Origin of the sequence: Photobacterium sp. GB-1, from assembly GCF_003026165.1 — a bacterium.
Taxonomy (GTDB): Bacteria; Pseudomonadota; Gammaproteobacteria; order Enterobacterales; family Vibrionaceae; genus Photobacterium.
Genome location: NZ_PYOB01000018.1, coordinates 54,644 through 67,552, shown reverse-complemented (window position 1 = coordinate 67,552; position 12,909 = coordinate 54,644). Strand labels below are relative to the sequence as shown.

Genomic DNA, 12,909 nt, shown 5'->3' with positions numbered 1-12,909 from the left:
GTCAGCACTGTTGAGAGTTATTTGATCTCGACTTGCTCTTCGTTATCAGCAGCGTTTGCAATTTCACCTAGTAGCCATGCGTTTTCGCCTTCAGCATTTAGGATATCAATGGCTTGTTGTGCTTGATCTTGTGGAAGGGCAATGACAAGGCCAACACCACAGTTAAACGTACGGTACATTTCGTAAGTTTCGACATTACCTGCAGTTTGTAGCCAGTTGAAGATGGCAGGCCATTGCCAGCTTGCACCATTTACAACCGCTTTTGTGCCTTTAGGAAGTACACGTGGGATATTTTCCCAGAAACCACCACCTGTAATGTGTGAAATAGCATGTACGTCACAGCTTTCCATCATTTTTAGCGTTGATTTAACGTAAATTTTAGTTGGTGTTAATAGATGTTCAGAAAGTGTTTTACCTTCTAATTCTTGATTCAAATCGGCATTGGAAACGTCAATGATTTTACGTACTAATGAGTAACCGTTTGAGTGTGGGCCGCTTGAACCGACAGCGATAAGTGCATCACCAGCCGTCACTTTTGAGCCATCGATGATATCTGCTTTTTCAACAACACCAACGCAGAAACCTGCCACGTCATAATCTTCACCGTGGTACATACCCGGCATTTCAGCAGTTTCACCACCAATTAGAGCACAACCTGATTGGATACAGCCTTCGCCAATACCTGTTACAACACTTGCTGCTGTATCAATATCTAACTTACCGGTTGCGTAGTAATCAAGGAAGAACAGAGGTTCAGCACCTTGAACAATAAGATCGTTCACACACATAGCAACCAGATCGATACCGATTGAATCGTGTTGGTTTAAATCCATAGCCAAGCGAAGTTTAGTTCCTACACCATCCGTGCCTGAAACTAAAACGGGCTCTTTATATTTGGTTGGTAGTGAACAAAGTGCACCAAAACCACCAATTCCCCCCATAACTTCTGGGCGATGAGTACGTTTTACCACCCCTTTAATACGGTCTACTAATGCATTACCGGCATCGATATCAACACCAGCATCTTTGTAACTAAGAGAAGAGTTTTTGTCGCTCACAGATGATCCCTCAACGTATTAAAGTAAAAAAAGCGAATACATGATAACAGCAGTCACCGTCTAAAGGAAAACGTTTGCGTCAATTTTTTTAGCTGGATATTAAGTAAACAGTTAAACGTTTACTACTATCTGAAATCGATTGGCTTAGTATATAATAATGCGATTTTATTTTTTAATTGCTCAGGAGTCAGAGATGAAAGTCGTTGAGGTAAAACACCCACTGGTTAAACATAAGATTGGTCTTATGCGCGAAGGTGACATCAGCACTAAGCGTTTCCGTGAGTTAGCAACTGAAGTTGGTAGCCTACTGACATATGAAGCGACTTCAGACTTCGAGACAGAAAAAGTTACGATTGAAGGTTGGAATGGTCCAGTAGAAATTGACCAGATCAAAGGTAAAAAAGTAACGGTAGTGCCTATTCTGCGTGCTGGTCTTGGCATGATGGATGGCGTACTTGAGCATATGCCAAGTGCACGTATCAGCGTTGTTGGTATTTACCGTGATGAAGAAACGCTTGAGCCTGTTCCATACTTCAACAAGCTAGCATCAAACATTGATGAGCGTATTGCGCTTGTTGTTGATCCAATGCTAGCAACGGGTGGCTCTATGATTGCAACACTGGATTTGTTAAAAGAGCACGGTTGTACGCAATTTAAAGTACTAGTACTAGTAGCAGCACCTGAAGGTATTGCTGCATTAGAAAAAGCACACCCAGATGTTGAGCTATACACAGCTGCAATTGATGAGAAGCTAAACGATAAAGGTTATATCGTTCCTGGTTTAGGTGATGCTGGTGATAAAATCTTCGGTACTAAGTAACTTAGTAGCCAAGATTAAAATAAAACCGGACATGACGTCCGGTTTTTTATTTCTGAAAAGTGCTAAATATTAAGGTAAGTAATTATAAGTACTTGGTATCTTCGATTTGAGCATTGTCTACCACATTATTCTCGCTCAAGTCTTTGGGGGAAATTAGGTTAAGTACAACTGCAACAATACCGCTCATTACAGGTGCTAGAATCGTATTGCAATACGGCTCTTAATTTACCGACAAACGCTAATACCAATGCTGTTATCGTCGCTCATGTGATGATCACAGGATAAAAGGGTTTCGTTAACATTACCCCTCTCGTGACTTCTGACTCAGTCGTATTTGTTGGATCGGCAATTAAGAGATGCGACAATAGTGGCGATACCATTCCCCGCCACAATGTTAATTTTGTAAACGCTACTATTTCTCACTAGAGAATATTTTTCAGCAAATGGTTTGTTTCTTGCCTGTTGTATTGTGTTGGTTCAGGAAAAAGTACATATTGTATAGCTAATTAATTTTAGACTATGTGGCTATACTGAATATCAATGAGTCTTTAGGTCTTTTTGATTATCTTTTTATCTTTTGACGACTTATTTTTGTAAATTACGAGTGCGATATGTTGCGATTTGCGTTGTTATTTTTAGCTCTACTGGCTTTACCTATTAAAGCGGCTACTGTCAGTGATTTATATCAGGCTCAAGTAGTGATGCCTACTGATGGTCAAACCCCCGATCAAGCAGCAAGAGAGCAAGGCTTTAAGCAAGTATTAGTTAAAGTGACTGGTAATCCGAACATTACCCAAAATAGTGTTGTGGCTCAGGCGATAGCGAACAGTTCAAATTACGTCAGCCAGTTTGGTTATGGCCAATATAATGGACAGAAGACGCTAGATTTAACCTTTGATAAGGTACAAATTAAGCAGCTATTAACACAAGCTAAAGCGAATTTTTGGAGTGCTCAGCGTCCTAATATTCTCGTTTGGATGGTTGATGATAACGGTAATAGCCGAGATATTTTATGGGATCAATCAACCAATGCACTCGTCGCTGATACCAAACAAGCCGCAAATGATCGTGGTCTACCCGTTACTTTCCCAGTGGGTGATTTTAACGATGTTACGGCAGTACACGTATCCGATCTTTGGGGGAGTTTTATCGACACCATCACTAGCGCAAGTCAACGTTATAATGCGGGTGGTTTATTGTTAGTAAAAGCTCACCAACAAGACGCAGATAAGGTTGAATTAACATGGCAACTGTATGCTCAACAGCCTAGTACGATTGCAGCCGATACTCAACCTATTACCGGCAAAGCGAGCGGTACATTGGCACAAGCTAGCCGTGATATGATGAATCAAGTGACAAACCACTTAGCACAGAAATATGCTATCGAATTAGGTAGTGTCGCGTCAGGCAGCGTTAATATTGAAGTGGAGAATGTTAATTCAACAGAAGACTTTTTTACGCTTGAACGTATGCTTAATCAGATGACGACAGTAAGTAGTGCTAATGCGGTAAATATTAAAGGTGATAAGGTGATTTTCCGTATGAACTTATCAGCATCTGATGCTGAGTTTAAGCGCGAATTGAGCCATGAAAGTCGTATTAGCGCCGATGATTCTACTGTTACTAATACTAACGCAACGACAATGCCAAATACTGATGTGAACCAAGATCCTAATACGTTGGATGTCACAGCGACACAATCACAGTCGCAAACTCAACCTGAAAACTATGTTGCACCTGATGACATGTATATATGGCATAACTAAAATCTGGTGTTAGTAGCAATAATTAAGCCCTCATGATAAGGGCTTTTTAATATCTCATTATTAGAGAACGAACGATTGGTTCAATCTTTAGGTGGTTCAAAACGTTCGCGTTCTTGTCGCTCCACTTGCGATAGACGCTGGAGTTTTATGCCGAGTTCTTTTGCTCTTACGCGTGCAAAAAGTATGTTATTGAGAAAGGCTATGGTTACGAGTAGTAGCTCTACGCCTGCTAACCACCGTTCTCCTTCATCAATAGTGAGTAGCGTTAGAGCATGCAGGAAATAAAACATTAAAATGAAGTTAGACCATGCGTAAGTATAAGGTTTTGCAGCTAACATCCCACGTAATGGCAATAGTAAAGGAATGATCCAAACAACAGCCATTACCCAGTTATTAAGATGTGGGTGGGGAGAGAGAATCGTTTGCCATAACGCGACCCATAGCATAAGAGTTAAATTCGCGCAGACGGCAAAGCGGTGAATATATTGTGTTTGCGGTTGCATCGGAGGCATCGAATATCCCTTTTCGTTTGCCATATGAGTTAACGCTGAAGTTGCATCGCGGTTAGTGCAAGCCGTTTACCGAGAGCTTGTGCAAGTTCAATTTCATCACTATGGAGCTGCTTATTAGTACCAATGTTGAGATGTGAAGCCCCATAGGGAGTACCTCCATGTTGCGTGGTATGCAAAGTGGGTTCGGAATAAGGGATCCCAACAATTAGCATGCCGTGATGCAGTAACGGTAACATCATCGATTGTAACGTTGTTTCTTGACCGCCATGCATAGAGGATGATGAAGTAAATACACAAGCTGGTTTATCGATTAACGTACCTGATAACCATTCTTGGCTAGTGCTATCAATAAAGTGTTTTAATGGCGCTGCCATATTACCAAACCGAACAGGGCTTCCCATCGCTAAACCAATGCATTGTTTCAGATCGTCATGACTGACGATTGGATCAAGGTTCGATTGCTGAAGATCATTTTTGCCGATTTCAGCAACCGTTCTTAGCACTGCTTCACAACCAGATACTTGTTCAATACCGCGACCAATATGTCGTGCTAACTGACGTGTATTACCATGACGGCTGTAATAAAGAACTAAGATTTTATGCATTATAAAATATCCAACACTTGCTCTGGTGGGCGACCTAATGCCGCTTTTTCACCACTTACTACAATTGGACGTTCGATTAGTTTTGGATGAGTACTCATTGCAATGAAGAGTGCCTCATCAGATACGTCATTATTACCGAGTCCCAGTGTTTTATAATCCGCTTCTTTGGTACGCATCATTTTACGCACAGAGTCCAAGCCCAGTTGGCGGTATAACGTTTCTAGTTCCGCGACGCTTGGTGTTTGTTCTAGGTATTTAATGATAGTCGGTGTGATCCCTTTTTCTTCTAATAGCGCCAGTGTTTCACGGCTTTTAGAGCAACGAGGATTATGATAAATAGTGACTGACATGTCGTCTCCTAACTGATGACTGTATTAGCTAGTGTATTTTATTACGATTGATTTATTGTCGATGAACTATAATAAATCAATACATTATTGTAATGCTTTGAATTTTTGACGTTGAAAGCGAAGTTGATCAATGCGTGCATCATAACGTGCTTGCTCCATGGAGCCGAGCTTTGCCATTTGTGCGGCTTGAGTATAATTATGAATGGCTTTATCCCATTGAGCACGCAAAGCTAATAGCTCCCCAAGGGCAGCAAGCTCTGCGCTACGATCACCTATTTTGGCGTAGTTGTGTGCTAATAATGTCCACCCATTAATATCATTAGGGTGATCGTAAGAGTAACGATTCAAAATTTGAATACTCTTTTGATATTGTCCCGATTCAAGGTAAATATTGGCTAAGTTTAAGCGCAATACATTACTGTCAGGACTCATTTTAAGCGCATTGTTTAAGCGGGCGATCGCACGATCAAATTGTTTTTGATTGAGATCGAGATCGGTTGCAGCATCAATAAAAAATAAATTATTGGGTTCGCCAGCCAATAATGGGTCAAGTATTTGATGCGCTAATTCGTATTTATCATTATCTAAATAAATCAGTGCCTTACCGTAATTGAGCTCTTTGCGGCGATTGGGTGGTGCTTTTTTTAACTCACGGTTAAGCCAGTTGAGCGCAGAAGTATCGCTCAAACCAGCATTACGGGCGACAATACGTGAACGAGCGAGTAAATAATCTTCAGAGGGGGATAAATTTACAAGCGGATATTTTCTTGCGCGCATACGACTATCTGTGACCCGTGATTCGGGTAATGGGTGCGTTAACAACATAGCGGGTAATTTTGAAGTATAACGATATTGATCGGCTAAACGACCAAAAAAACGTGGCATCGCATAGGCATCAAACCCCGCTTTGGCGAGGGTTGTTATACCAATACGGTCGGCTTCTTTTTCATTACTGCGCGTAAAGTTAATTTGTCCTTGAATTCCCACGGCCGTGGTGGCATGAATGGCGGCTAAACCTGCTTCAGGAGCTGCGATTGTTAATAACAGTGAGCCAATCAGTGCAGCCATCGTGATAGGCGAATTTCTGGCCTCTGCTTCCATTCTTCGCGCAAGGTGTCTTTGGGTGACATGGGCAATTTCATGCGCCATAACAGAGGCGAGCTCACTTTCTGTTTCGGCATGAAGAAATAACCCAGAGTGGATCGCAACATAGCCGCCAAAAAAAGCAAAAGCATTAATTTCAGGGTTTTGGATCAAAAAGAAATGGAATGGTGTTCGGACATCTTCCGCACTGGCAACAAGTTTATGGCCCAAAGCTTGAACATAATTTGAGAGTAAAGGGTCGTTAATAACAGGCTGGCTGGCACTTAGCATGCGCATATATGCATCGCCATATTCACGTTCTTTATCAATCGTTAATGTAGAAGAGGCTGTCGTTCCCATTTCAGGTAAGCGATTATCATCACTAGCAATAGCTGGAATACTGCTACTAAAAAGCGCAGAAAGCAAAAGATAGGTCGGTGCTTTGGTAAATCGAAACATGGGAATGATACAACCTCCTTGTTGAGTTATCTTTAATATCTATAAGTTAGGACACCGAAATACTTTAGAGGTTCGTTAATGTGATTCATGTCCTTTCGATATCTCGCATCTTATATGTGCTGAGGTTACAATACGGCAATACAAAATACCTGTCACTTAAATGAAATGGAAATTATATCGCTTGATCTAATGGCCGAACGTTGTCCGCTGGCTTTATTGTTAGCTAAACGCGCATGCGCAACACTTCTTCCCTATCAAGGGTTAGAAATACGAATTTCAGACAGCGGCGCAAGAAGTGATATCCCTCGTTTCTTGCATAATAATGGATATGTTACCGATATTTTAGTTGATGATAATACCCAACTAATCATAATGGTGGAAAAAGGATAGAAATCAACATGTTACGCATGCTAAATCGCTGGTATCAGCGTCGATTTTCAGACCCCCACGCTGTAAGCCTTGTTGTTATTCTTCTCGGCGGCTTTCTTACTATTTACTTTTTTGGCAGTTTAATTACGCCGTTATTAGTCGCCATTGTTTTGGCTTATTTATTAGAGTGGCCAGTAGCAAGGTTACATAAACTAGGGATGCCAAGAACCCTTTCAGTCGCTATCGTACTATTGGTCTTTGCAGGGTTAATGGTGCTTGCTTTATTTGGTTTAGTGCCGACGATTTGGCATCAAATTACCAATTTAAGTGCTGATGTGCCGAAGATGTTTAACGATCTTCAAATCTATGTATCTAGCTTACCGGAACGCTACCCTGATTTTGTTCAACCGGCTCAAGTGGTTGATTTCATGAATACACTGCGTGAGAAGGTATTAGGACTGGGCGAAAGTGTTGTAAAAGGCTCACTGGCATCATTAGTCAGTTTAGCAACAATTGGGGTATATCTGATCTTAGTGCCATTGCTTGTTTTCTTTTTACTTAAAGATAAAGACGAAATGTTGCGCACGTTATTAAACATTTTGCCTCAAAATCGTCGTTTAGCCAGCAAAGTTGGCAGCGAGATGAATCAGCAGATCTCTAATTATATTCGCGGTAAAGTCACTGAAATTATTATTGTTGGCATTGCAAGTTATATCACTTTTGAAGTTATGGATTTACGCTACGCCGTACTATTAGGTGTATTAGTCGGGCTTTCTGTTCTAATACCTTACATTGGCGCGGCTGCTGTAACGGTTCCTGTTGCTATGGTTGGATTATTCCAGTGGGGGTGGACGCCAGATTTTTGGTGGCTATTACTGGCATATGGTATTATTCAAATGTTAGATGGCAATGTATTAGTACCTATTCTATTTTCTGAAGCGGTAAATCTACACCCTGTCGCAATTATTGTTGCTGTGTTGTTTTTTGGCGGTTTATGGGGATTTTGGGGAGTATTTTTTGCTATCCCATTAGCGACATTAGTTAAAGCCGTGTGGGGAGCATTACCTGCGAGCGATAATAATTTATCATCCTCCGATGTGTCAGAAAAAGTGTAGTAAAAAGGCCGTGAAAACGGCCTTTTTTATATCTAATTAAAACCTAAGCGATCATTGATTTAAATAATCAAGTACCACTTGGTGGTGATCTTTTGTTTTAAACTTATTAAATACGTGCTCAATCATACCGTTTTCATCAATTAAAAAGCTGATGCGGTGTAAGCCGTCATATTCTTTGCCCATAACGTTACACCCTTGGAAATAATCTAGGACAAAAATATTGACGATTTAAAAAAACTCTATCTTTAATAGTAGTTTAGGTTAATGAATTTTCTTATTTAACTACAAAAATAGCAGTTGTCATATTTTTTCTCAATGTTACACAATTTTCCAATGTTTCAAGTTGAAATCTGTCATAAGAATATTTAGCAGCATTACGTAACCTTATTTATTCGTAGGACAGAATCGTTTGGTGAATACGTAAACAACGGTGTTTTTAAATTTACTTATGAACATAAGTAAAATGGAGAATTTATCCTAGATCAGTTCATTAGAAAGATAAATGAATACACTAAAGCAAAAAGTCAGGCTAAATTCGTAGTTTTTAGCCTGTTAGTAAGAATATTTTTTACATGAATATCTTTCGGTTAACACTCTAAAGAACAAGTACCATATCTTCGGCCTTAGAAAATAAAAAATCTCCAGTTAGGGGAAATTAACATAGAGAGAAAACTACGATTATTGTTTGTTAATAACTTTATTAGATTCTGAAGATTGTGCCTTAAGTTTAGAGTCGTCAGGAGTTTCAGGTACAGGTTTGTTAACCTTTACTGTGTGTAAAATAGATGTATTTTGATTAGTCTTATTTTTTTCAGCAGTAACTATAATCGGTGCGCCTGTTAAGCTTGTTGGCTCAGTAGGTTTTGTATTATTCATCTTAAATAAAACAAAAAATAGAGAAGCGATCCAAACAGCCCAGATAACTTTACTAACATAGCTTAGCCCATCTTCACCTTTCCGTATAAGCTCATCTAAAGCCTCCTCAGTTTGTTTAGCTTCTGTTCTAACTTCTGACTTCTGGCTTAATACCTGATATCTTGAAAAAACATTTTTTACTTGTTTAGATAAGTGCCTGAATGAGTCTTTATAAATATCTAGTGACTTTTGTATCACTAAACAAGTCAAAAATAGAGCAAATAATACACCTGCAGCACTCACAAGACTATCTACCTTCATAATTGCAGTTATTGCAACCATAGCCCCCGGGATTGCTAATGCTTTAGTTTGTACAGATGATGTAATATCGTTGATTTTTCCAGTATATTCGAGATCTTTAGTGTTAATTTCTTGAATAACTTTATTGATAGTAAAGTCACTCAAAAACATATTGTGGTGCTCTGTATATGTTTTGTGGAATTTTACAATATTTGCAAGTGTATATGTAAATATCTCTCTTTCTTCATCTAATCCTTGGATCAGTACATCAAATGCAGAGCGCATGCAATTTATACGTTCTTTGTCTTGTGCATCGTCCAAAGATATCTTTTGTTGAAGCTTTTTGAGCAGTTTTACACTTTCTTTTAGGTCAATTCGGTTATTGGAAAATACACTTTTGAAGGAACTGTAATCTAGAGAAATAGATACTTTATGTTTTACGCCTCCATCATCATTTTTTATAAGAAAAATGACTTCTTCATTAGGTATAGTGTGATCCGCTAACTCTGTGAGTAAGTTTTTTAACCCTAAAAATATCTCGAGTTTGTTATGTAGAGCTAGGTCTGAATTAAATTCAACGAACTTGCACTGATTTTCATCAAAATACAGTAACTCTTCAGGTACTTTGCCTTGAGTGTCACACTCTTCAAATAATGACTCATCAGATGTAAAAAGAAATTTACTTCTGTTCCAATATCTAGAGCCTGTCTTTATTTGATATTTGTGTTCAAAAGGACGAATCGAGTTGGTATAACCAGCATCATTCATACATTGCTTAAACATCTCTTGAGTTGTTGGTGATACTAATTCGACATGTAAGTCTTCATTCTTCACCTCTATCTTCTGATTTTCAAGAAGGTTTAAGACTTGTTGAACTGACATATTATTTAACTTTCCTTATCTATCATTCGCATGATTCTCTCACGGACCTTAGGATCCTTGACTTTAATCTCTAACTTCCGTGTTGACTCGTTAAACTCTACATCTTTACCTTCACCCTTTTTACCTATTTCTAAAGTAGAGTGTACACGTGCAATGAGTCCATTATCTTGATCGGAAAAGTCGATCCAAAGGTGCTCGTTTACTTGTTGTGCAGTAGGTTCAATGTATTGATTAATCATGAACTCACTTTCATTAACAAACGTAGAAAATGTGTTCTCCATCTCTTTTCTATGTTTTGGCAAAGCTGATTCAATAACTGTTGCAGCTTGATCGATTGAAAAAGATGACTTATCAGAGTTTTTTATATTAACAACAAAGTCTGTTAGCTTTTCTTCTGCTTCGAAATAAAAATCTTCACCAAGATTATTGATAGTAGTATATGAATCAATAGCTTTATAAAGGTTGTTAAGCGACTCACCGTTATCAGATTTTTCTTTACAGCCAAATGCCAGTCTGAAGTAGCTTGCGGAGGAAGAGCCTCTAATAAACTTCAAGTATGCTTCCGACTCTGGTGAATTTGGGTAGCAAGCATCAAAGAGATCTACATCAATTGATACTGCTTGTTTAAGAGCTTCTAAGTTGATGTGCTGAGCCTGTTTAGGTAGCAATAATTCTTCGGTAAAGTCAAAGCCTGATTTTTTATCAACCATAACAGCCAAAAGCCTTCCAAAGTCGTCATTTTCCGTGCTTTTATAATGCATAAATACGATTTTTGAACTGACAACTTTAGACGCAACTTTAAGCTCAAAGATAGCATCTTTTAGCTCATTCGTAAGCGAAGTAACTAGTGTGATGAAATCTTTCTCTAATATTGAAGAAGCAATGTACTTGTGTAGAGAAGACGCAACTTGTGTTCCTGTATCGCTATCGTAATAGCCATGAAATTTATTTTTGCGTTTGAACTTAAGTTCAATTTGTTGAATAAATTGGAAAGATACATCCTCACCTTCTAACGGCCAAATAGAACCAAAGCGTGGAGTAACTTTTGATTTACTATTATCGATTTCTAGTTCGACGGTTATTGCATGAACCGCTACCATACTATTGGTTGATTCAGTGTTCACTTTGATAGCGTCACATGAAGGGCATTGTTCTTGTTGATTATCGTATTCAGTATCGCAGCTATGACAAATATGCATGATTAAAGTATCTCAATTTTTTTGCAAATTATATACATAATATCAATAGCTTCAACAAAAAAACGCTCATAAATTGGTTGAAAACTACGTACTACTTTATAATTATATTTGACATCACACTAACAAAAGCAAAGATAAATAGTTCTTACATTTTTTATATCCATTAACTGGGGAACATTTAAATCACTCTGCAATATTTCATGCTTCTATAAGTCTAAGGACTACACTATTGTGCAGAAACGAGTCAGCCATAAATGAGTTAAAGTAAATTAAGCTATTCAAAAAACATATCAGCCTGAAATTCCGCTTTCTTGTTATGCAGTCCCCGATCTTCTAGCCAAGAGTAAAATCGACTTCTAGAAATCGAAATACCGCGTTCGTTTAGCTTTCTTAGGATTTCAGCTTTAGAGGTCTTGGTATCGAGGAGATTTAATATAAACGCAGTATGTTCATCCAGCTTAGATTTAACTTTTTGTCCCTTTTGGCGACCAGATGATAGCCCACTGGCTTTTCGTCTGGCATGACCTGCTTTAGCTCGTTCAGAACGTTTCTGAGCCTCTACTGCGCTGGCAAAGGACTGTCCTATAACCGTAAAAATGATTTCAGCGTTATCAACATTTTCTGAGCTTATGACAGTATCGTTATATGCGAGATGTAATTCACCATATGAGGCTATTTGGCCTATAGCACCGACCAACTCCATAACCTTATGACGACCTAATCGAGTGATATCCGATACAATCAGGCTTTGTTGAGAGGTGATGAGAGAAGATAACTTTCGCTCACTCAGTTCTGTCTTGGAAGCAGACACATGTTCTTCGATCCAATCTGATATCTGTATGCCACGTTTAGCGGCATAAGCCTGAATCGCTTCTCTTTGAGATTCGCCATCGGCTTTCTGTGTATCTGATACTCGAATATAACCAATCATGCCTGCCTCCAAGTGGAAGAGTTACGTATTGATGGACAGTTATTTGCTGTTTAGGTAGTCCAATACAACTTCATGGTGATCTTTGGTCTTAAACTTGTTGAACACATGTTCAAGGTTGCCAGACTCATCAATCAGGAAGCTTGTTCTTACAACACCCATATTCTCTTTGCCCATGAACTTCTTCAGTTGCCAAACCCCGTACTTTTCACATACTGCATGTTCTTCATCGGCTAGAAGAGTGAAGTTAAGCTCTTGCTTGTTGATAAAGTTCGTCAGTTTTTTTGGGGTATCAGGGCTTACACCAAGCACAACAACATTGTGAGCATCTAGTTCAGCTTTAGTATCACGCAGTCCTTGAGCCTGAACGGTACAGCCTGGTGTTGACGCTCGTGGGTAGAAGTACAGCAGTACTTTCTTTCCTTGCAGCTCAGATAGCGTTACTGGGTTATTGTCTTGGTCATTCAGGGTAAAATCAGGTGCAGTTTGTCCAGCTTCTATTGCCATCGGTTTTTTTCCTTACTTTCTTAATTAGTGGTGTGTGGCGTAGCTATATTTCCTACGTCCTTTTTAGAGCATTTTTATTACGTTAGAGTGTACATTTTTAT

Annotated in this window: 13 protein-coding genes and 2 pseudogenes; 4 read left to right on the top strand and 11 right to left on the bottom strand. The window is 39.0% G+C overall.

Annotation, left to right across the window (positions count from 1 at the left end; translation table 11 throughout):
* Positions 1-17: 17 nt before the first annotated feature.
* On the bottom strand, positions 18-1,058 hold the full coding sequence (purM, locus tag C9J45_RS15885) for a phosphoribosylformylglycinamidine cyclo-ligase (RefSeq protein ID WP_107205353.1): 1,041 nt from the start codon (positions 1,056-1,058) through the stop codon (positions 18-20).
* 193 nt (positions 1,059-1,251) lie between these two features.
* Between purM and upp the strand changes: the two genes are divergently transcribed.
* Positions 1,252-1,878: a uracil phosphoribosyltransferase gene (gene upp / locus C9J45_RS15880; protein WP_045129097.1), complete on the top strand. Its 627-nt coding sequence runs from the start codon at positions 1,252-1,254 to the stop codon at positions 1,876-1,878.
* A gap of 82 nt (positions 1,879-1,960) precedes the next feature.
* Here upp and C9J45_RS21790 read toward each other — a convergent pair.
* Positions 1,961-2,268, bottom strand: a pseudogene (locus tag C9J45_RS21790) (solute carrier family 23 protein); the annotation flags it as partial.
* A gap of 221 nt (positions 2,269-2,489) precedes the next feature.
* On the opposite strand from C9J45_RS21790, the gene C9J45_RS15870 reads away from it, so the two are divergent.
* Positions 2,490-3,644: a DUF2066 domain-containing protein gene (locus C9J45_RS15870; RefSeq protein ID WP_107247692.1), complete on the top strand. Its 1,155-nt coding sequence runs from the start codon at positions 2,490-2,492 to the stop codon at positions 3,642-3,644.
* A gap of 80 nt (positions 3,645-3,724) precedes the next feature.
* Here C9J45_RS15870 and C9J45_RS15865 read toward each other — a convergent pair whose 3' ends face one another.
* From C9J45_RS15865 to C9J45_RS15850, 4 genes are all read right to left on the bottom strand, one after another.
* Entirely contained in the window at positions 3,725-4,156 is a 432-nt protein-coding gene (locus C9J45_RS15865) for a DUF2069 domain-containing protein (RefSeq protein WP_107292758.1), read from the bottom strand.
* 29 nt (positions 4,157-4,185) lie between these two features.
* Positions 4,186-4,761, bottom strand: a complete 576-nt coding sequence (wrbA, locus tag C9J45_RS15860; RefSeq protein WP_107292757.1) for an NAD(P)H:quinone oxidoreductase — start codon at positions 4,759-4,761, stop codon at positions 4,186-4,188.
* Positions 4,761-5,111: an arsenate reductase (glutaredoxin) gene (gene arsC, locus C9J45_RS15855; RefSeq protein ID WP_107205357.1), complete on the bottom strand. Its 351-nt coding sequence runs from the start codon at positions 5,109-5,111 to the stop codon at positions 4,761-4,763. The genes wrbA and arsC overlap by 1 nt, the downstream gene beginning before the upstream one ends.
* 84 nt (positions 5,112-5,195) lie before the next feature.
* Positions 5,196-6,653 (bottom strand): M48 family metalloprotease, encoded by a 1,458-nt coding sequence (locus C9J45_RS15850; protein ID WP_107292756.1) that lies wholly within the window; start codon positions 6,651-6,653, stop codon positions 5,196-5,198.
* Between the two features lie 165 nt (positions 6,654-6,818).
* Between C9J45_RS15850 and C9J45_RS15845 the strand changes: the two genes are divergently transcribed.
* Both C9J45_RS15845 and C9J45_RS15840 read left to right on the top strand, forming a co-directional pair.
* Positions 6,819-7,043 (top strand): sulfurtransferase TusA family protein, encoded by a 225-nt coding sequence (locus C9J45_RS15845; protein WP_107247689.1) that lies wholly within the window; start codon positions 6,819-6,821, stop codon positions 7,041-7,043.
* Between the two features lie 8 nt (positions 7,044-7,051).
* On the top strand, positions 7,052-8,137 hold the full coding sequence (locus C9J45_RS15840) for an AI-2E family transporter (RefSeq protein ID WP_107247688.1): 1,086 nt from the start codon (positions 7,052-7,054) through the stop codon (positions 8,135-8,137).
* 51 nt (positions 8,138-8,188) lie between these two features.
* On the opposite strand, the pseudogene C9J45_RS15835 reads toward C9J45_RS15840, so the two are convergent.
* The 5 genes and pseudogenes from C9J45_RS15835 to bcp form a co-directional block, all read right to left on the bottom strand.
* Positions 8,189-8,320: pseudogene (locus tag C9J45_RS15835) on the bottom strand (thioredoxin-dependent thiol peroxidase); the annotation flags it as partial.
* 495 nt (positions 8,321-8,815) lie between these two features.
* Positions 8,816-10,174: a hypothetical protein gene (locus tag C9J45_RS15830; protein ID WP_107292755.1), complete on the bottom strand. Its 1,359-nt coding sequence runs from the start codon at positions 10,172-10,174 to the stop codon at positions 8,816-8,818.
* 5 nt (positions 10,175-10,179) lie between these two features.
* Positions 10,180-11,373 (bottom strand): hypothetical protein, encoded by a 1,194-nt coding sequence (locus tag C9J45_RS15825; RefSeq protein WP_107292754.1) that lies wholly within the window; start codon positions 11,371-11,373, stop codon positions 10,180-10,182.
* 274 nt (positions 11,374-11,647) lie between these two features.
* Entirely contained in the window at positions 11,648-12,304 is a 657-nt protein-coding gene (locus C9J45_RS15820; protein WP_107292753.1) for a recombinase family protein, read from the bottom strand.
* A gap of 39 nt (positions 12,305-12,343) precedes the next feature.
* The gene (gene bcp, locus C9J45_RS15815) at positions 12,344-12,808 is read right to left on the bottom strand and encodes a thioredoxin-dependent thiol peroxidase (RefSeq protein WP_006647063.1); all 465 of its coding nucleotides are present in this window, start codon (positions 12,806-12,808) and stop codon (positions 12,344-12,346) included.
* Positions 12,809-12,909: the final 101 nt, after the last annotated feature.

Coding starts and splice junctions, on each gene's coding strand:
- upp (WP_045129097.1), top strand. CDS start 1,252: ATGAAAGTCGTTGAGGTAAAACACCCACTGGTTAAACATAAGATTGGT.
- C9J45_RS15870 (WP_107247692.1), top strand. CDS start 2,490: ATGTTGCGATTTGCGTTGTTATTTTTAGCTCTACTGGCTTTACCTATT.
- C9J45_RS15865 (WP_107292758.1), bottom strand. CDS start 4,156: ATGCCTCCGATGCAACCGCAAACACAATATATTCACCGCTTTGCCGTC.
- wrbA (WP_107292757.1), bottom strand. CDS start 4,761: ATGCATAAAATCTTAGTTCTTTATTACAGCCGTCATGGTAATACACGT.
- arsC (WP_107205357.1), bottom strand. CDS start 5,111: ATGTCAGTCACTATTTATCATAATCCTCGTTGCTCTAAAAGCCGTGAA.
- C9J45_RS15850 (WP_107292756.1), bottom strand. CDS start 6,653: ATGTTTCGATTTACCAAAGCACCGACCTATCTTTTGCTTTCTGCGCTT.
- C9J45_RS15845 (WP_107247689.1), top strand. CDS start 6,819: ATGGAAATTATATCGCTTGATCTAATGGCCGAACGTTGTCCGCTGGCT.
- C9J45_RS15840 (WP_107247688.1), top strand. CDS start 7,052: ATGTTACGCATGCTAAATCGCTGGTATCAGCGTCGATTTTCAGACCCC.
- C9J45_RS15830 (WP_107292755.1), bottom strand. CDS start 10,174: ATGTCAGTTCAACAAGTCTTAAACCTTCTTGAAAATCAGAAGATAGAG.
- C9J45_RS15825 (WP_107292754.1), bottom strand. CDS start 11,373: ATGCATATTTGTCATAGCTGCGATACTGAATACGATAATCAACAAGAA.
- C9J45_RS15820 (WP_107292753.1), bottom strand. CDS start 12,304: ATGATTGGTTATATTCGAGTATCAGATACACAGAAAGCCGATGGCGAA.
- bcp (WP_006647063.1), bottom strand. CDS start 12,808: ATGGCAATAGAAGCTGGACAAACTGCACCTGATTTTACCCTGAATGAC.